This is a genomic window from Pseudomonas sp. VA159-2 (assembly GCF_024126635.1).
Lineage (GTDB): Bacteria > Pseudomonadota > Gammaproteobacteria > Pseudomonadales > Pseudomonadaceae > Aquipseudomonas > Aquipseudomonas muyukensis.
Window position 1 is genome coordinate 1 of the sequence record NZ_JAMYBV010000020.1, and the last position, 19,360, is coordinate 19,360.

Here is a 19,360-nt window from a genome sequence, read left to right on the forward strand (position 1 = left end):
GCAAGCCGGCTCCTACAGGTTTGCGCCGCACCCTGCCCCGTAGGAGCCAGCCTTGCTGGCGAACCAGGCGACGCGGTGGCTGGCACCGGCCATGCCGGTGTTCGCCGGCAAGCCGGCTCCTACAGGTTTGCGCCGCACCCTGCCCCGTAGGAGCCAGCCTTGCTGGCGAACCAGGCGACGCGGTGGTTGGCACCGGCTTTGCCGGTGTTCGCCGGCAAGCCGGCTCCTACAGGGCTAGTGCATTCCTGACGGCAGTCCTTTTACAAAGCCTCCAGCTCCGCCATCAGATCGCTCAGGCGATCGACCTTGTCCTCGTCCAGCGCACTGTCCTGCAACCCCTGCACGTAGCCGGCCAATTCCTCCACGGTGCTGCACTCGAACATCGCCCGCAGCGGCACATTGAGCTGCAATGCCTTCTGCACCCGCGAGGCGATCTGCGTGGCCAGCAGCGAATGCCCGCCCAACTCGAAGAAGTTGTCGCGCACCCCTACCCGTTCAGCCTTGAGCACATCGGCCCAGATGCCAGCGAGGGTTTGCTCGAGCGCGTTGCGCGGCGCCAGGTAGGCCTGGCTGTGCTGGCCACCGATGTCGATGGCCGGCAGCGCCTTGCGGTCGAGCTTGCCGTTGGCATTGTGCGGCAGGCTGTCGAACCAGCCCCAGTGCAGCGGCACCATGTACTCCGGCAGTTCGGCGCGCAGGCGGTGCTTGAGCTGGTCGAGCAGGTCGGCATCGGTGGCGACACCCTGGTGGGCCACCAGGTAACCAACCAGGTGCTTGCCATTGACGCCCTCCTGCACACCGACCGCGGCATCGCGCAACTCCGGCTGCTCGTGCAGGCGCGCCTCGATCTCGCCCAGCTCGATGCGATAACCACGGATCTTCACCTGATGGTCGATGCGCCCGACGTACTCCAGCACCCCATCCGGTCGGCGGCGGGCCAGGTCGCCAGTGCGATACAACCGCTCACCCGGCGCGCCGTAAGGGTGCGGGATGAACGCCTGGGCAGTACGCAGCGGATCGCCCACATAACCACGGCCGACACCCGTACCGGCGACACACAGCTCGCCCACTGCGCCCAGTGGCACCAGGGCCTGGTCCTCGCCGAGCAGGTACAGGCGGTTGTTGTCGGTCGGCGTGCCAATCGGCAGGTAGCTGCCCTGGGTCGAGGCGGCATCGACGCGGAAGAACGCCACATCGTCCGAGCATTCCGCCGGGCCATAGGCATTGACCAGGCCAATGGCCGGGTAGCGCTGCAGCCACTGGGCGGCCAGTTCCGGCGGCATCGCCTCGCCGGTAGGCAGCATCCAGCGCAGGCCGTCGAGGGCCTGGTGGTCGCTGGCGAGCATGCCCTGGATCAGCGACGGCACGCTTTCCAGCACGCTGATACCGGTGTCCTGGACATGCGCCAGCAGGCCCTGCGGATCGTGGGCGATGGCGTTGGGCACGATCTGCACCGTGGCGCCGAACAGCGGCGCGGCGAGGAACTGCCACACTGAAATGTCAAAGCTCTGCGAGGCGGTCTGGGCGATCACGTCCTGCTCGTCCAACGCCAGGTACGGCACCTTGCTCAGCTGGTTGTTGAGCATGCCGCGCTGCTCGACCATCACGCCCTTGGGCAGGCCGGTGGAGCCGGAGGTGTAGATCACATAGGCGAGGTTGTCCGGCGCGCTGTGGATGCCTGGGTTGTGACTGGCCACATGGCTCGCCTGCACCTCTTCCCACACCAGCAACTTCGGCCGCACCGCGCCGGCCACTTCATCGAGCAGCTGGCGCGCCTGCTCGGCGCAGGCGGCGCTGCACACCAGCACCGGCGTGCGGCTGAGCTCGACGATGCGTTGCAGGCGCGCCGCCGGCAGGCCCGGGTCCAGCGGCAGGTAGCCGGCGCCGGCCTTGAAGCTGCCGACGATCATGCCCAGCAGCGCCAGGCCACGCTCGGCCAGCAACGCCACCGGCTGGTCGATGGCCACGCCCGCCGCGACCAGGGCATGCCCCAGGCGGTTGGCCGCGACGTTCAGCCCGGCATAGTCGTAGGACGCCTCCAGGCAACGGGCGACGGTGCGCTGCGGATGCGCGGCGACCCGCGCCTCGAACAGCTCGACGTAGCTCTGTTCCAGGGCATAGGGGTGCGCGCTGCGGTTGCAGTCCTCGAGCAGGAAGCGTTGCTCCTCGGCGCCGAGCAAGGGCAGCGCGTCCACCTCGCCGTCGAAGCCTGCGACCAGCGCCAGCAGCAGGCGCTTGAATTCGGCCAGCAGGCGCTCGACGGTGGGGAAGTCGAAATAGCGCTGGTCGAACGACAGGTGCAGGCCCAGGTCATCGCCGGGGTAGCACACCGCGGTCAGCGGGAAGTTGGTGTGGGTCCGGCCCGAGTCGGAGCTGGCGTTCAGATGCTGGGCATGGTCGAGCACCGCGGTTTCCACCGGGGCGTTCTCGAACACGAACAGGCTGTCGAACAGCGGCTGGCCCTTGGGCAGCTCGCTGCACTCCTGGATCGCCACCAGCGGCAGGTATTCGTACTCACGCAGCTGCATGTTGCGCTCGAGCAAGCCTTGCAACCACTGGCGCACGCTGCGCCGCTCACCCGGCTGGGGCAGCTGCACGCGCAGGGCGATGCTGTTGATGAACAGGCCGACGGTGCGTTGCATCTGCGGCAGGCTCACCGGGCGCCCGGCCACGGTGACGCCGAACACCACGTCGCGTTCGCCGCTGTAGCGCGCCAGGGTCAGGGCCCAGGCCGCCTGGGCGAAGGTATTGACGGTGAGCTGATGGGCCTGGGCCAACTCGCGCAGCCGCGCGCCTTCGCTGACCTCGAGGCGAGTGTAGCAATCGCCCACCCGCATGCCGTCGCCGGCATGCTCATGGCGCAGCGGTCGGTCGCTGGGGATCGCCGTGGCGCGTTCGAAACCGGCCAGGTTGTCCTGCCACCACTGGCGCGCCTCGGCCAGGTCCTGGCGTTGCAGCCAACCGATGTAGTCGCGGTAGCGCGGCGGTACCGGCAACGTCGCCTGGCGGCCTTCACCCAGTGCCTGGTACAGCTCGAAGAAATCGTTCATCAGCAGCGAACGGCACCAGGCATCGATGAGGATGTGATGGTTGCTCATCATGAACCAGTAGCGTGCCTCGTCCACCCGCACCAGGCGCAGGTGGAACGGCGCCTCGCGCAGCAGCTCGAAGCCAGCCTCGCGCTCCTGCTTGTGCAGGGCTTGCAGGCGCAGCTCCTGGGCGGCTTCGTCGAGGCCGCGCCAGTCCTGGTAGTCCACCGCCAGCTTGCCCGGCTTGTGGATGATCTGCAGCATCGCCTCGCCGGCGTTCCAGCTGAACGAGGCGCGCAAGGCCTCATGCCGCGCCACCACGGCCTGCCAGGCCTGGGTGAAGCGTTCGGGGTCCAGGGCGCTGTTGATCCGGTAGCGGTCCTGCATGTAGTACAGGCCCGTGCCCGGCTCCAGCAAGGTGTGCAGCAGCAGGCCTTCCTGCATCGGCGTCAGCGGGTAGACATCCTCGATTTCGGCGGCCGGCACCGGCAGCGCGTCGATCTGCTCCTGGGTCAGCTGCGCCAGCGGGAAGTCCGACGGCGTGAAGCTGCCGTTGCCCTCGGCCAGGCAGTGAGCGACCAGGGCCAGCAGTTCCTGGCGATAAGCCTCGGCCAGCTCGGCGATGGTCGAGGCCTCGAAACGCTCGGCGCTGAACGTCCAGCGCAGTTGCAAGGCCCCGCCATACACCTGGCCGTCGACGCTGAGCCAGTTCGGCAGCGGCGCATCCGGGTCATGGGCCAGGCCCGCCGGCGCATCCAGCGGCTGGAACAACGCCGCGGCGTCGAATTGCTGGTCGAACTGGCCGAGGTAGTTGAAGGTGATGCGCGCCTGGGGCAAGGCTGCCATGCGCTCGCGTCCGGCCTGGTCGGCCAGGTAGCGCAGCACGCCATAACCCAGGCCCTTGTGCGGCACCTGGCGCAATTGCTCCTTGATGCCTTTGATCGATGCTGCCCGCGCCGCCTCGTCATCACCCTGGGCGGGGCTCAGGCTCAGCGGATAGGCATTGGTGAACCAGCCCACGCTGCGGGTCAGGTCCAGGTCCTCGAACAGCCCGTCGCGGCCATGGCCTTCGAGCTGCACCAGCACCTGGGCGCCGCCGGTCCAGCGGCACAGGGTGCGCGCCAAGGCGGTCAACAGCAGGTCGTTGACCTGGGTGTGATAGGCCGCCGGGGCCTGTTGCAGCAACTGCCGGGTCTGTTCGCGATCCAGTTCGATGGCCAGGCTCTGGGCATGACGCTGCAGATTGCCGCCCTGAGGATGGTCGCAGGGCAGCTCGAGGCGCGCGTCGCCCAGTTGGTTTTCCCACCAGCTCAGCTCGTCGCGCAGCGAGTCGCTGCCGGCATAGCTGGCCAGGCGCGCCGCCCAGTCGCCCATGGCGTGGGTCTTGGCCGCCAGCGCTTGACCGCGGTACAGCGCTTGCAGGTCTTCCAGCAGCACGCGCCAGGACACACCGTCGACCACCAGGTGATGGATCGCCAGCAGCAGGCGCTGCCCGCCCTGGCCGTCGGTCACCAGCAAGGCGCGCAACAGCGGCCCCTGGCCAAGGTCGAGGCTGCGCTGCACATCGGTATACAGCGCCTGGCAGTCGGCAAAATCGCTGACCGTGGCGGTCCAGAGCAGGGGCTGGGCGGCCGGCTGGGCGTAGTCGCCCTGCCAGCGGCCATTGGCCTGGCTGAAGCGCAGGCGCAAGCTGTCGTGGTGCGCCACCAGCGCGCCAAGGGCCTGCTCCAGCAGCTCGGCCTGCAACGGCTGACGGGCCTCCAGCAGCACCGCCTGGTTCCAGTGCTGCGGTTGCGCCACCTCGCTGTCGAAGAACCAGTGCTGGATCGGCGTCAGGCCGATACGGCCCTGGCGTGGCCCCTGCTCGATGGCGCTGGGCGCCGCGCTGCGGGTGACCACCGCCGCCAGGGTCTGGATGGTCTGGTGCTGGAACAGGTCGCGCGGGGTGAATTGCAGGCCCAGCTGGCGGGCACGGCTGACCACCTGGATCGACAGGATCGAGTCGCCGCCCAGTTCGAAGAAGTTGTCCTGCACGCCGATGCGCGAAACGTTGAGCACCTCGCGCCAGACTTGTGCCAACTGGTTTTCCAGCTCGCTGGCCGGCGCCTGGTAGTGCTGGCGCGCCTGTTCAAGGTCCGGGGCCGGCAGCGCGCGGCGGTCGAGCTTGCCGTTGCCCATCAGCGGCAGGCGCTCGAGCAGCACCAGGTGCGCCGGCACCATGTAATCGGGCAGGTGCAGGCGGGCATCGGCCTTGACCGCTTCCCGCAGCTGGGCCTGGGCCTCGCTGCCGGCCGTGGCCTGGGCGCACACCAGGTAGCCGACCAGCTGCTTGCCACCGGGCAGGTCGAGGGCCAGGACCACCGCCTCGTCGACCTCGGCATGGGCTTGCAGGCAGCTCTCGATTTCACCCAGCTCGATGCGGAAACCGCGGATCTTCACCTGCTGGTCGGCGCGGCCGACGTACTCCACCAAGCCGTCGGCGCACAGCCGTACCAGGTCGCCCGTGCGGTACAGGCGTCCACCCGTGTGGCTGAAGGGGTCGGCGACGAAGCGCTCGGCACTGAGCCCCGGGCGCTCGTGGTAGCCCTGGGCCAGGCCAGCGCCACCGACATACAGCTCGCCGATGCCACCGGGTGGCAGCAGGGCCAGGTCCTCGTCGAGGATGTACGCGGTACGGGCACCGATCACCCGGCCGATCGGCACGCTGCCGGCCTCGTCGGGCAGCACGTCCGGGGCCAGGCAGGCCAGTGGCATGACCACGGTTTCGGTCGGGCCGTAGGCATTGAACAACTGCTGCGGGGCGAACGCCTGGCGGATACGTTGCAGGTGCTCGCCGGTCAAGGCCTCGCCGCCGGTGATCACCAGGCGCACAGGCAACTGCTCGCCTTGCACGGCCAGGTGCTGGGCCAGCTGGCTGCCGTAGCTTGGGGTGAACCCGAGAATACTGACCTGCTGGCTGCGCGCCAGTTGGCAGATTTCCTCGGCGTCCCATTGACCCTGGGCCCGCAGCACCACCCGGGCACCGCACAGCAAGGGGCTTAGTAGGCGCTCGCTGGCGGCGTCGAAGTTGATCGAATAGAAGTGCAGCTCGCAGTCGTCGCTGCGCATGCCGAACTCGGCGATCACCGCCTGGCAGTGCATGGCGATCTCGCCATGGCTGACCACCACGCCCTTGGGCTTGCCGGTGGAGCCGGAGGTGTAGATCAGGTAGGCCTGGTGGCCGGGCAGGTTGAGGTTGTCCAGCGGCGCATCGCTGTAGGCCGACAGGCTCGCGGCGTCGTCCTCCTGGCACCAGCGGGCCACGCCCTCGGGCAATGGCGCCAGGCGCTCGAGCAGTTCACGCTGGGCAAGCAACAGGCCCAGGCGGCTGTCCTCGATCATGTAGCGCAGGCGGTCGAGCGGGTATTCCGGGTCCAGCGGCACATAGGCGCCCCCGGCCTTGAGGATCGCCAACAGGCCGACCACCATTTCCAGCGAGCGCTCCAGCGCCAGGCCGACGCGTACCTGCGGGCCCACCCCGCGCTCGCGCAAGGCGCGGGCCAGGCGGTTGGCCTGCTGGTTCAGCTCGGCGTAGCTCAGGTGCTGGCCCGCGAAGGTCAATGCCAGGGCTGCAGGGGTGCGTTCGGCCTGGGCGGCGAACAGGCCGTGCAGGGTCTGGTCGAGGGCGATATCCTGTGCGCCCTGGAGCTGGCCGATCAGGCGCTGCTGCTCGGCCACGCCGAGCATCGGCAATTCGCACAGGCGCTGCGCCGGATTGTCGAGCAAGGCCACCAGCAACTGCTGCCAGTGCCCGGCCATGCGCGCGATACGCGGCTCGTCGAACAGGTCGCGGCTGTAGGTGAAGCAGCAGCCCAGGCGACCGTCGAGGTCGGTGACCTCCAGGTACAGGTCGAACTTGGTGGCACTGGCGTCGTTGACCAGGTAGTCCACCTGCATGCCGGCCAGGCTGCGACTTTGCTGGAAGGCCCAGCGCTGCACGTTGCACATCACCTGGAACAACGGGTTGTAGGCACTCGAGCGTGGCGGCTGCAAGGCTTCGACCAACTGATCGAACGGCAGGTCCTGGTGCGACTGGCCTTCGATGATGGCCTGGCGCACCTGCGCGAGCAGCGCTTGGCCGCTCATCTGCCCATCCAGCTCGCAGCGCAGCACCTGGGTGTTGAGGAAGGCGCCGATCAGCCCCTCGCTTTCCGGGCGAATGCGGTTGGCCACCGGCGCGCCGATGCGCAGGTCGCGCTGGCCACTGTAGCGGTGCAGCAGCGCGGCCAGGGTGGCGGTCATGGTCATGAACAGGGTCAGGCCGTGCTGGCTGTTGAAGGCATGCACGCGCTGCACCAGCGCCGGCTCCAGGTCGAAGCGGTACAGCGCGCCACGGTGGCTCTGCACCGCCGGGCGCGGCCGGTCGGCCGGCAGCGCCAGCACCGGGTGCTCAGTGCCCAGGCGCGCCTGCCAGTAGGCCAGTTGCCGGGCGCCCTCGCCGCCTTCGAGCCACTGGCGCTGCCACTGGCTGTAGTCCAGGTACTGCACCGCCAGCGGCGGCAACGGCGACTCGCGCTCATCGACGAAGGCCTCGTACAGCTCGCCCAGTTCGCGGGCGAAGATATCCATGGCCCAGCCTTCGGTGACGATATGGTGCAGGGTCAGCACGAAGTAGTGCTCGCGCTCGCCGGCCTTGACCAGGCAGGCACGCAGCAGCGGCCCGCGCTCCAGGTCGAACGGCAGGTGCGCCTGGGCGTCGGCCAGCTGCTGCAGGCGCTGCTCGCGCACCTGGGCGTCGATGCCGCTGAAGTCGTGCCAAGCCAGTTGCAGGTTGCTGTCGTCGGCCACGCACTGGTAGGGCTTGCCGTCGATGCTGGGGAAGGTGGTGCGCAGGGTTTCGTGGCGCACGATCAGCGCCTGCAGGGCGCGCTCGAAGGCGTCCACGTGCAGCGCGCCGCGCAGGCGAGCCATGCCACCGACGTTGTAGGCCGGGCTGTCCGGCTCCATCTGCCAGAGGAACCACATACGCTGCTGCGAGTAGGACAGCGGCACCGCCTGGCGTCGGTCGACCCGGGCGATGGCGCCTTGCAGGTTGCGCGCGCCGCTATCGCGCAGGCCCTCGACCTCGGCGCAGAAGGCGCCCAGCTCGCTGGCCTCGAACAGCGCCTTGAGCGGCAGCTCGACATCCAGCGCCTGGCGGGTGCGCGAGACGATCTGGGTGGCCAGCAACGAGTGGCCGCCCAAGGCGAAGAAATCATCCTGCAGGCCAATGCGCGGCAGGTTCAGCACCTCGCGCCAGATCGCCGCGACCTGCTGCTGCAGCGCCGATTGCGGCTCGACATGCTCACGCTGCTGCCACACCGGGGCCGGCAGCGCCTTGCGCTCGACCTTGCCGCTCGGGCCCAGGGGCATCTGCGCCAGGTGGATCAGTTGCGCCGGCACCATGTAGGCCGGCAGGCGCTCACCCAGGGTGGCCAGCAACGCGGCAGTCTGCTCGACCCCGCTGTAATAACCGAGCAACTGCGCGCCGACGGCATCCTGGTGGATCAGCACCAGCGCCTGCTCGACACCGGCCTGGGCCAGCAGCACGGCCTGGACCTCCTCGGGCTCGACCCGGAAACCACGCACCTTCACCTGCTGGTCGAGGCGCCCGAGGTAGTCCAGCGCGGCAATGCCCACCTGCCAGCGGACGCGGTCGCCGCTGCGGTACAGCCGCGCGCCGTCACCGTCGGGCTGCGGCACGAAGCGCTCGGCGGTCAGCCCCGGGCGGCCGAGGTAACCACGGGCCAGGCCCGCGCCGCCCAGGCACAGCTCGCCGGGCACGCCCGGCGCGCTCAGTTCGAACTCATCGTCCAGCACCCGGCACAGCACATTGCCCAGCGGCCGGCCGATCGGCGAGCGTTGGCCGTCGCTGGCCTGGCAGTGCCAGTGGGTGACGTTGATCGCGGTCTCGGTCGGGCCGTAGCGGTTGTGCAGCTGCACCTGGGGCAGCAGTTGCAGCACCCGATCACGCAGCGCCGCGGACAACGCCTCGCCACCTGAGAACAGCCGGCGCAGGCTGGTGCACGCGCCAGCCTGCGGCTCCTGGACGAACACCTGGAGCAACGGCGGCACGAAGTGCAGCGTGGTTACCCCAAGCTGCTGCACCAGCTGCGCGATGCGCTGCGGGTCACGGTGCTCGCCGGGGCCGGCCAGCACCAGCTTGCAGCCACTGAGCAGTGGCCAGAAGCACTCCCACACCGACACGTCGAAGCTGATCGGCGCCTTCTGCATCAGCACGTCGCTGGCATCCAGGGCGTAGGCCTGCTGCATCCAGTGCAGGCGCTCGGCCAGGGCGGCATGGGTGTTGCCCACGCCCTTGGGCTGGCCGGTGGAACCGGAGGTGTAGATCACATAGGCCAGGTTGTCGCCGTGCAGGTGCAGGCCGGGGGCCTGGCTCGGCCAGCTGTCCAGGTGCAACTGGTCGAGGGCGATGACGCTGACGCCGTCCACCTGGGGCAGCGTCTGCAGCAGGTCGCTGTGGCTGAGCAGCAGGCCGGCCTTGCAGTCGGCGAGCATGTAGGCCAGGCGTTCGGCCGGGTAGTCGGTGTCGAGCGGCACGTAGGCGCCGCCGGCCTTGAGGATCGCCAACAGGCCGACCAGCAGTTGTGGCGAGCGCTCCAGGGCGATGGCCACGCAGGTGTCGGGACCAACGCCTTTGTCCCGCAGGTAATGGGCCAGGCGGTTGGCCTGCTGATGCAGTTCGGCGTAGTCGAGCTGGCCGCCGTCCCACACCAGCGCGGTAGCTTCGGGCGTGCGCCGGGCTTGTTCGTTGAGCTGTTCCACCACCAGCTGCGGCGCGTTGGCCATGGGCGCCTGGCCCCAATCCAGCAGCTGCGCGCGACACTGTTCATCCAGCAGTCGCACCTCGCCCAGGGCAAGGTGCGGCTCGGCGCACACCTGCTCCAGCAGTGCCAGCAGGTGACCGGCCAGGCGCTGCACGGTGGCCGCCTCGAACAGCCCAGCGGCGTAGTCGAAGGCCAGGGTCAGGCGACCTTGATGGTCTTCCTCGCTGTGCAGTTGCAACGCGAACTTGGCCTCGCGGCTGTGCCACGGCAGCTCCTCGGCCAGCAGGCCGGGCAGCCGGCGCAGGGCCGAGAGGTCGCGTTGCTGGTGATTGAACATGACCTGGAACAGGCCCTGCTCTCGGGCCTGGGGCAGCGCCTCGAGCAACTGCTCGAACGGCAGGTCCTGGTGCGCCTGGGCCTCCAGGGTGGCCTGGCGCACCTGGTTCAGCAACTGGACGAACGGCAGGCGGCCATCGAGCTCGGCACGCAGCACCTGGGTATTGATGAAGAAGCCGACCAGGCCCTGGGTTTCCAGGCGCGGGCGGTTGGCGTTGGGTACCCCGACGCGGATATCGCCTTGGCCGGTGTAGCGGTGCAACAGCGCCTGCCAGCCGGCCAGCAGGACCATGAACAGGCTGGCCTGCTGCGCGCGGGCCAGGTCCTTGAGGGCGCTGCCGAGCGCGGCCGGCACCTTGAGGCTCAGGCGCGCGGCGCGGGCATCGCGCAGGCTCGCCCGCGGCTGGTCGGTGCACAGGTCGAGCACCGGCAGCTCGCTGCCGAGCTTGGCTTGCCAGTACGCCAGCTGCCGCGCGCTTTCGCCGTCGGCCAGCCACTGGCGCTGCCAGTGGCCGTAGTCGGCATAGCCCAGCGGCAGCTCGCCCAGGTTCAGCGCCTGGCCTTGGGCGGCATACAGGCGGGCGAATTCGTCGAGCAGGATATTCAGCGACCAGCCGTCGGCGACGATATGGTGCAGGGTCAGCCACAGCTGGTGCTGCTCGTCGTCCAGGCGCGCCAGGGTTACCCGCAGCAGCGGCCCCTGGCGCAGGTCGAACGGTTGTTGCGCTTCCTGCTCGCGGCGTGCCGCCACCTGGTCGGCGTCCAGGCCTTCGAGGTCCAGGCGCTGCACGGTCAATGGCAGGCTCGGCAGGATGCGTTGCAGCCCCTGGCCATCGACCTCGTCGAAGACCGTGCGCAGCGACTCGTGGCGCGCCACCAGGGCCTGGAAGCTGGCCTGCAGGGCTTGCTCGTCGAGCTCGCCGCGCAGGTGCAGGCCCGCCGGAATGTTGTAGGCGGCCGATTGCGGCTCCAGCTGCCACAGCAGCCACAAGCGGTTCTGTGCCAGCGACTGCGCCAGCGCCTGGTCACGGCCCTGGCGCTCGATGCGCCCGGCAACGCTGCTGCCGTCGGCGAGCAGGGCCGCCACGGCGGCGCTGTATTCGGCCAGGGTCGGCGCTTCGAACAAGGTGCGCAGGCTCAGCGGGATACCCAGCGCATCACCCAGGCGCGCACTTACCTGGGTGGCGACGATGGAGTTGCCGCCCAGCAGCAGGAAGTGATCGTCCGCGGCCACCGCTTCGATGCCCAGCAGCTCGCACCAGAGGCTGGCGATACGGGCTTGCAAGCCTTCGCCGGTGGCCGCGGCGAGCGGCGGCTGCACAGCCGCCGGGAAGCGTGCGTAGCAATCGAGGCTACCGTCCTCCATGCGCAGGCGGCACGCCGAACGCTGCAACTTGCCGCTGGAAGTCTTGGGCAAGGCCCCCGGATTGAGCAGCAACACCACCGCCGGCGCCTGGCGGCAGGCGTCGGCGATTACCCGGCGCAGGGTGTTGATCAGCGCTTCGGGCTGGCGCGCTTTCTGCACGTTGCGGCTGATCTCCACCGCCACGCCGATACCCTCCTCGCCCTGGTCGTCGACGGCGAACACCGCCACCCGCCCCTTGCGCAGGTCATCGACCTCGCGCTCCAGGGTTTTCTCCAGGTCCTGGGGGTAGAGGTTCTGGCCACGGACGATGAGCATGTCCTTCAAGCGACCGGTCACGAACACCTCGCCATCGCGCAGGAAGCCCAGGTCGCCGGTGCGCAGCCAGGTCTGGCCGTCGCGCTCGACGAAGGTGCGGGCACTGGCCTCGGGGTTGCGCCAGTAGCCCAGGGCGATGCTCGGGCCAGCGGCCCAGATCTCGCCGACCTGATTGTCGCCGAGCTGCGCCAGCTGCTGCGGCTCGACGATCCGCACCGCGTGGTCCGGCTGCGGATAGCCGCAACTCATCAGCACGCTGCCCTGGCCTGCTTCGGCGCGATTGCCGGCCAACGCCTCGGCGTCCAGCGCCAGGGCAGCGATGCCCTGGCCACGGCGGCTGCCGCTGACGAACAGGGTGGCCTCGGCCAGGCCATAGCTGGCGAAGAAGCTGCTGGCCTGGAAACCACAGGCGGCGAACTTCGCGGCGAAGGTCTCGAGGCTGTCCTGGCGAATCGGCTCGGAGCCCGAGTAGGCAACGCGCCAGCGGCTCAGGTCGAGCCCGGCCAGGGCCGACTCGCTGACCCGCTCGCTACACAGCCGGTAGGCGAAGTCAGGACCACCGCTGATGGTGCCGCCGTATTCGCTGATGGCCTGCAGCCAACGCAGGGGCCGGGCGAGGAAATAACCCGGCGACATCAGCACGCACGGCACACCGCTGAAGATTGGTTGCAGCAGCCCGCCGATCAGGCCCATGTCGTGGTACAGCGGCAACCAGCTGACGATCACGTCGTCCGGGTTGAGGTCGATACCGAAGCCGCGGCGGATCAATTGCTCGTTGGCCACCAGGTTGCCGTGGCTGACCTGCACGCCCTTGGGCAACGCGGTGGAGCCGGAGGTGTATTGCAGGAAGGCGATGTCATGCCCCGCCAGCGACGGCTCGCGCCATTGCGCGGCGAGCTGCGGGTCCAGGCGGTCCACCGCCAGCAGCGTCGGGCCGTGGTCCGCGGCCAGGACGTCAAGGCCCTGCAAACCGTCGCACAGCGCTTCGACCGTCAGCAGCAGGCGCGGCTCGGCATCGGCGATGATCGACAACAAGCGCTCCTGATGATGCTGGCGCGAGGATTCCGGTGGGTAGGCCGGCACGGCGATCACCCCGGCGTACAGGCAGCCGAAGAACGCCGCGACATAGTCCGGCCCGCTGGGGAACAGCAGCACGGCGCGCTCGCCAAACCCGGCACGGGCCTGCAAGGCCGCGGCAATCGCCCGGGCGCGCTGGTCGAGGTCCCGGTAGCTGAGCACCGCCTGTTCACCGGGCGCGTCGGCGAGAAAGCGCAAGGCAATCCGCTCCGGGGTCTGGGCGGCGCGTTGCGCCAGGGCCTGGACCAGCGAGTGCGGGAGTTCGAAGGCGTCCGTCATGGAATGTTCCTGCCAGTGTCTGGGTGAGTCGTGCCTGGCTGGCCCCGCACATGACAGGCGGGCAGCGTTCGGCAGCCGGATGTACACAGGGGAACGGATAAACCAGGGCAGAAATTAGGCCCGGAACAGGCCGTGGCAAGCGGCAAGGTTGACGTGCTTCACAGCGTCGACGCTTAGAACCGAAATTAATCGAAACTCATTAACTTTCGTATTTGACAATCATTATCATTCTGAATAGCTTGTCGCACGTCGTAGGAAGCATCGCTTTTAGCTGTGCTCCCTTTCCCCTCCGAGACAAGGTGATTTCCATGGCGGAACAACTATCCACAAGTAAGTGCGATTCACCGTTACTCCAGGCGTTCGTCGACAATCGCAATATCCTGGTCAAGATCGCGGCGCGCATCACTGGCTGCCGCTCACGCGCCGAGGATGTAGTGCAGGACGCGTTCTTCCGGCTCAGTGCCGCCCCACAGATCACGTCATCGTTCAAGGCCCAGCTCAGCTACCTGTTCCAGATCGTGCGCAACCTGGCCATCGATCATTACCGCAAGCAGGCCATGGAGCTGAAGTACTCCGGCAGTGAAGAGGAGGGCCTGAACGTGGTCATCCAGAACGCCTCGCCCGAAGCCACCCACATCAACCTCGCCACCCTCGAACACATTGCCGCCTCGCTCAACGAGCTGCCCGCGCGCACCCGCTACGCCTTCGAGATGTACCGGCTGCACGGCGTGCCGCAAAAGGACATCGCCAAGGAGCTCGGGGTCTCGCCGACGCTGGTCAACTTCATGATTCGCGATGCGCTGATCCACTGCCGCAAGAGCAGCCGCCAGGGCTGACGGCAGGGTTCGCCGGCAAGCCGACTCCTACACAGTTCTCGCCCGGCCCTGTAGGAGCCCGCCTTGCTGGCGAAGCAAGCAACGCCGAGTCCTACAGGGCAACGCGCCTCACACCAAGGTGCAGCGATCGAAGAATCGCTCACGCCCCAGGATCATCAGCGCCGCACGCTTGTGCGGAAAATCGAATTCCTTCTCGCAATGGAAGCACTGGTCGTGCATGTAGCCGATCATCTTGCCGTTGTCGGCGCGCGGCTCGGCCACCACCCGCTGGGTGCGCGGGTCGTCGAGGAACAGGTAGTGGACCAGCGCCGACAGCCAGCTGGCCACCTTGTGCGGCCCGCGGTGCGCCTGCTCCCCCACCAGCATGTGGATGCCGCGATCGTAGTCGTCGGCAGGATAGAACGGCGCGATACGATCCTCCTTGGCCCAGTAGGCCTCGAAGTAGGCGAACGGCTCATCGTCGAAGCAGCCGATCAGGGTCAGGGTGTGCGGGTCCTGCTCGAGCTTGCCGAGGTATTCGCGGTGTTGCGCCAGCGTGCCGCCCTCCTGCCAGAACTGCGCGACCCGCGGGCTGTTCTGCCAGCGATTGAAACGCTCCAGGTCCTGCTCGATCTCCAGGGTGCGCAACGACACCCAGGCCCCCAGGCGCGCATCGAAACGCCGGTACACCTCGCCGCGCGGCTTGGGCGCGCGACGTGGGTGGCGCTTGCCTTGGCTGATCTGCATCTGCTGCGGGTAGACGTCGGCCCGCGACTCGCCCAGCCACGGCTGGGGCAATTGCCAGAACAACGCGCGCTCGCACAGGTACTGCCCCGGCGCCTCGCCTGGTACCAGCAAGCCGCTGGCCAAGGCCTGCGACTGTACATCCGGCAAGTGCCAGACCAGGCGCTGACAGCCTGGATCACGGGACAGCAACCAGTAACAGGCTGCCCACAACGCCTGCTCAGGACGCTCCGGGCAAAGCTGCTCGAGGTGCACATGCAGCGCATCCTCCGGCGCCAGGCGCACGCCGATCAACGGGCGTCCTTCCAGGGCAAGACTCAGGCGGCAATCGCCTTCGTCGGCGTGCAGGGTGCGCCAGCGAGGCGCGCAGAGGGGCGGCGAAGCAGCATCGAACGGCATGGTCATGGCTCACGGCAAGTGAAAGAAGGCTCACTCCTGTGAACGTGACCCGCCTTGGGCAATTTAGTCGCGCGGGGCTTCGACAGTGATCTGGTAGGGCTGGAAGATGCGCAGCAGCTCACCGTTCTCGCGCAGGCCGCGCAGCAGGCCGGCAAACGCTTCGGGGCTGATCGGCGCGTCGGGGCGCAGCAGCGCGTAGTGGTGGTAGACCTGGTCGACCCGCTCCGAGGCCATCAACGCGCTGCCGGGGTTGCGCTTGAGAAAATCGATCAGGTACGAACGGGTCACCAGGGCGACATCGGCACGCCCGCGCTCGACCATGTTCAGGTTGCTGTCGTGGGAGTAGGTCAGGGTCGCCCGGTAGCGTTTCTTCAGGTAGGCCGGGTCTGGGTTGAAATCGGCGAAGGCATAGTGATAGCCGTTGAACAGCGCCAGGCGCTTGCCGTCGAGGTCGTCGAAATAGCGTTGGTCACGCTCGGGCTGCTGGTGGGCGACGAAGATCTCGGCATCCTCAAGGCCCATGTCCACGGCCTTGTGCGCGATGCCCTGCCAACCCCATTGCGGGTTCTCGAAGATCGCCATGTCGGTGCGGCCCTGCTGGAAGTCACCGAAGCGCCGGGGGATCGAGGTCGGTACCAGGACGAAACGGTACTGCCCCTGCATCCGGTTCAGCGCCTCCACCAACTGCGGCAGCAAGCCGGTATCGGCCCCCTGCTCCGGGCGCACCGTGTAGGGCGGGAAGTGCGCCGCGCCGACCTTCACCTCATGGCCCTCGTCGGCCCGCGCCGCAGCTGTCAGCAACAAGGTGGCGAACAACAGCAAGGTGGACGACAGCTTGAGGCTGGGCAAAGGGATCAAGTCGGGACACTCATCACAGGTTGGGACCTTAATGCGCCTAAGCTAGGCGTTTTCCCTGACCGGCACAACCGCTGGATATGCCAAAGTGCCAGGGGATGCCGTGCGCGCCGACTTTGGCTACGCTCTACTGGCCCGCGCGCTGGCGCCTCTTCGAGGGCTTGCCGAGGGATCTTCGTGCATTGATAGGGAGCCTGGCATGGGCCATTGGTTGGTGATCGACCTGGAAGCCACCACCGACGAAGGTGGCTGGCCGGTCACGGATATGGAAGTCATCGAGATCGGCGCGAGCCTGGTCACCCGCGACGGCCGCGAGGTCGAGCATTTCCAGCGTTTCGTGCGGCCCAGGCGGCGACCGCAACTGACCCCGTTCTGCCGCGAGCTGACCCACATTCGCCAGGCCGACGTCGACGGCGCCGCGCCGTTCGCCGAGGTCTGGGGGCAGTTCGAGCGCTGGCTGGTGCATCACCAGGGGCAGTTGCAGGCCTGGGTCAGCTGGGGCGACTACGACCGCAAGCAGTTGCTGCAAGAATGGCAGTTGCACCAGGTGCACAGCCTGCTGGCGCAGTTGCCGCACATCAACCTCAAGCAGCGCTTCGCCAAGGCCCGTCAGCTGCAACGACCGGCGGGGTTGAACGGCGCCCTGCAACTGGCCGGGCTGCAGTTTTCCGGACGCCAGCACCGGGCCCTGGAGGATGCGCGCAACACCGCCCGCCTGCTGCCCTTGAGCCTGCCAGCAGGGGATGCCTGAAACAGATGACGCCGCCGTGGGCCTTGGGCATACTGGCCAGCCCATTTTTCAGCCCTTTTTCAGGAGCCGCCCCATGTTCAAGGTCAATGAGTACTTCGATGGCACCGTCAAGTCGATCGCCTTCGAAGGCCATGAAGGTCCGGCTACCGTCGGCGTCATGGCGCCGGGTGAATACGAGTTCGGCACCGCCAAGCGCGAGATCATGCACGTGGTCTCCGGCGCCCTGACCGTCAAGCTGCCAGGCAGCGACAACTGGGAGAAATTCGCCGCGGGCAGCCAGTTCAACGTGCCGGCCGACAGCAAGTTCCAGCTCAAGGTCGCCGTCGATACCGCCTACCTGTGCGAGTACCGCGACTAAGCGCGTATTGGTTCGCCGGCAAGCCGGCTCCTACAGGGAGCAGCGTAACCGACTTGCCGGCGCATCGGTCAAAAACCCCGCCACCCGCTGCGCCGCCGTCTGCAGATGCTGCTCATGGCTGAACCCGGACACCTTCAGCGGCTTCAAGTCATGATCCGCCGCCGCCAGCCAGCACACCTCGATCGCCGGCGATAGTGCATACCCCGCCACCGCCTCACGATTGCCCAGGGCATCCCGCTCGCCCTGCACGATCAGCGTGGGCGTACGCAGCCCCGCCAGGTGCTCGACCCGGGGTTTTTCCGGCTTGCCCACCGCATAGAACGGATAGCCCAAGCACACCAGCGCATCAGCGCCGAGTTCGTCGGCCAGCAAACTGGCCATGCGTCCGCCCATGGACTTGCCGCCAACGGCCAATTTGCCTGCGACTAAAGGTCGCACCTGTTCGTATACAGTCCGCCAGGTTTCCAGCAACACCTTCTGCGGATTGGGCGGCCGTTTAGCACCGCTGACACGCCGCTGGGCCATGTACGCAAACTCGAAGCGCACCACCCCTACCCCTTGCCCCGCCAGCCTTTGCGCCATGTCCTCCATGAACCCGCTGTCCATTGGCGCACCGGCGCCATGGGCCAGGATCAGGCAGCCGCAAACGCCGCGATCCCCCGGACTTTTCGGAGGATCGCAGCGCAAGCCTGGGACATTTGCGATCTTCGCCCATTGATCCCCGTCAATACCGGCACTTTGCCCATTAATCATGCTTGCCTCGCTGTCTAGCCTGCCTATAACCGTGGATGGGAACCCATACATGAACACAACCAGCAGTACCGCCTACAACTATCAGGTGGTCCGCCAATTCGCCATCATGACGGTGGTGTGGGGCATCGTCGGGATGGGGCTCGGCGTCTTCATCGCCGCCCAGCTCGCCTGGCCCGCCTTCAACCTTGACCTGCCGTGGACCAGCTTCGGCCGCCTGCGACCCTTGCACACCAACGCGGTGATCTTCGCCTTCGGCGGCTGTGCCCTGTTCGCCACCTCCTATTATTCGGTGCAACGCACCTGCCAGACCACCCTGTTCGCGCCACGCCTGGCCGCGTTCACCTTCTGGGGCTGGCAACTGGTGATCCTGCTGGCGGCGATCAGCCTGCCGCTGGGCTACACCAGCACCAAGGAGTACGCCGAACTGGAATGGCCGATCGACATCCTGATCACCATCGTCTGGGTCGCCTATGCCGTGGTGTTCTTCGGCACGCTGATGAAGCGCAACACCAAGCACATCTACGTGGGCAACTGGTTCTTCGGCGCCTTCATCCTCACCGTGGCGATCCTGCACATCGTCAACAACCTGGAAGTGCCGGTCAGCCTGACCAAGTCCTACTCGCTGTACGCCGGCGCCACCGATGCCATGGTGCAGTGGTGGTACGGCCATAACGCCGTGGGCTTCTTCCTCACCGCCGGCTTCCTGGGCATGATGTACTACTACGTGCCCAAGCAGGCTGAACGCCCGGTGTATTCGTATCGCCTGTCGATCGTGCACTTCTGGGCGCTGATCACCCTGTACATCTGGGCCGGCCCGCATCACCTGCACTACACCGCCCTGCCCGACTGGGCCCAGTCGCTGGGCATGATCATGTCGCTGATCCTCCTGGCCCCGAGCTGGGGCGGCATGATCAACGGCATGATGACCCTCTCGGGCGCCTGGCATAAGCTGCGCAGCGACCCGATCCTGCGCTTCCTGGTGGTCTCGCTGGCGTTCTACGGCATGTCCACCTTCGAAGGCCCGATGATGGCCATCAAGACGGTCAACGCCCTGTCCCACTACACCGACTGGACCATTGGCCACGTGCACGCCGGCGCCCTCGGCTGGGTGGCGATGATCTCCATCGGCGCGCTGTACCACACCATCCCGAAAGTGTTCGGCAAGGAACGCATGTACAGTCTCGGCCTGATCAACGCGCACTTCTGGCTGGCCACCATCGGCACCGTGCTGTACATCGCCTCGATGTGGGTCAACGGCATCGCCCAGGGCCTGATGTGGCGCGCGGTCAACAGCGACGGCACGCTGACCTACTCGTTCGTCGAAACCCTGGTGGCCAGCCACCCAGGCTTCGTCGTGCGCTTCGTCGGCGGCGTGATCTTCCTCAGCGGCATGTTGCTGATGGCCTGGAACACCTGGCGCACCGTGCGTGCCCCGGCTGCCGAGCAAGCCACCGCCAACGCCCAGCTGGCTTGAGGA

At 67.6% G+C, this 19,360-nt stretch carries 8 protein-coding genes; 4 read left to right on the forward strand and 4 right to left on the reverse strand.

Annotated elements, in window-relative coordinates; translation table 11 throughout:
* Positions 1 to 260: 260 nt before the first annotated feature.
* Complete coding sequence (locus NJG22_RS18310; protein ID WP_253096489.1) at positions 261 to 13,208, reverse strand: non-ribosomal peptide synthetase; 12,948 nt, start codon at positions 13,206 to 13,208, stop codon at positions 261 to 263.
* 308 nt (positions 13,209 to 13,516) lie between these two features.
* On the opposite strand from NJG22_RS18310, the gene NJG22_RS18315 reads away from it, so the two are divergent.
* A complete protein-coding gene (locus tag NJG22_RS18315) occupies positions 13,517 to 14,044 on the forward strand; it encodes an RNA polymerase factor sigma-70 (protein ID WP_217853698.1) in 528 nt (175 codons plus the stop codon).
* A 108-nt stretch (positions 14,045 to 14,152) separates the two neighbouring features.
* Here NJG22_RS18315 and NJG22_RS18320 read toward each other — a convergent pair whose 3' ends face one another.
* Complete coding sequence (locus tag NJG22_RS18320) at positions 14,153 to 15,166, reverse strand: GNAT family N-acetyltransferase (RefSeq protein WP_253096490.1); 1,014 nt, start codon at positions 15,164 to 15,166, stop codon at positions 14,153 to 14,155.
* A gap of 63 nt (positions 15,167 to 15,229) precedes the next feature.
* Entirely contained in the window at positions 15,230 to 16,024 is a 795-nt protein-coding gene (locus tag NJG22_RS18325; RefSeq protein ID WP_253096491.1) for a transporter substrate-binding domain-containing protein, read from the reverse strand.
* Positions 16,025 to 16,220: 196 nt separating this feature from the next.
* Here NJG22_RS18325 and NJG22_RS18330 point away from each other — a divergent pair, with 196 nt between their 5' ends.
* Together NJG22_RS18330 and NJG22_RS18335 are read left to right on the forward strand one after the other, a co-directional pair.
* Positions 16,221 to 16,772 carry an exonuclease domain-containing protein gene (locus tag NJG22_RS18330; protein ID WP_253096492.1) on the forward strand — a complete coding sequence of 184 codons (552 nt, stop codon included), beginning with the start codon at positions 16,221 to 16,223 and terminating at the stop codon, positions 16,770 to 16,772.
* A gap of 73 nt (positions 16,773 to 16,845) precedes the next feature.
* Positions 16,846 to 17,130 carry a pyrimidine/purine nucleoside phosphorylase gene (locus tag NJG22_RS18335; RefSeq protein ID WP_134691795.1) on the forward strand — a complete coding sequence of 95 codons (285 nt, stop codon included), beginning with the start codon at positions 16,846 to 16,848 and terminating at the stop codon, positions 17,128 to 17,130.
* Positions 17,131 to 17,160: 30 nt separating this feature from the next.
* Here the strand turns inward: NJG22_RS18335 and NJG22_RS18340 are convergent, their stop codons facing one another.
* Complete coding sequence (locus NJG22_RS18340) at positions 17,161 to 17,883, reverse strand: alpha/beta family hydrolase (RefSeq protein WP_253096493.1); 723 nt, start codon at positions 17,881 to 17,883, stop codon at positions 17,161 to 17,163.
* Positions 17,884 to 17,932: 49 nt separating this feature from the next.
* Here NJG22_RS18340 and ccoN point away from each other — a divergent pair, with 49 nt between their 5' ends.
* Positions 17,933 to 19,357, forward strand: a complete 1,425-nt coding sequence (gene ccoN, locus NJG22_RS18345; RefSeq protein ID WP_253096494.1) for a cytochrome-c oxidase, cbb3-type subunit I — start codon at positions 17,933 to 17,935, stop codon at positions 19,355 to 19,357.
* The last annotated feature ends 3 nt before the right edge of the window (positions 19,358 to 19,360 follow it).

Bases quoted from the DNA above. Each gene is read 5' to 3' on its own strand.
- NJG22_RS18315 (WP_217853698.1), top strand. From the start codon at position 13,517: ATGGCGGAACAACTATCCACAAGTAAGTGCGATTCACCGTTACTCCAG.
- NJG22_RS18330 (WP_253096492.1), top strand. From the start codon at position 16,221: ATGGGCCATTGGTTGGTGATCGACCTGGAAGCCACCACCGACGAAGGT.
- ccoN (WP_253096494.1), top strand. From the start codon at position 17,933: ATGAACACAACCAGCAGTACCGCCTACAACTATCAGGTGGTCCGCCAA.
- NJG22_RS18320 (WP_253096490.1), bottom strand. From the start codon at position 15,166: ATGCCGTTCGATGCTGCTTCGCCGCCCCTCTGCGCGCCTCGCTGGCGC.
- NJG22_RS18310 (WP_253096489.1), bottom strand. From the start codon at position 13,208: ATGACGGACGCCTTCGAACTCCCGCACTCGCTGGTCCAGGCCCTGGCG.
- NJG22_RS18340 (WP_253096493.1), bottom strand. From the start codon at position 17,883: ATGATTAATGGGCAAAGTGCCGGTATTGACGGGGATCAATGGGCGAAG.
- NJG22_RS18335 (WP_134691795.1), top strand. From the start codon at position 16,846: ATGTTCAAGGTCAATGAGTACTTCGATGGCACCGTCAAGTCGATCGCC.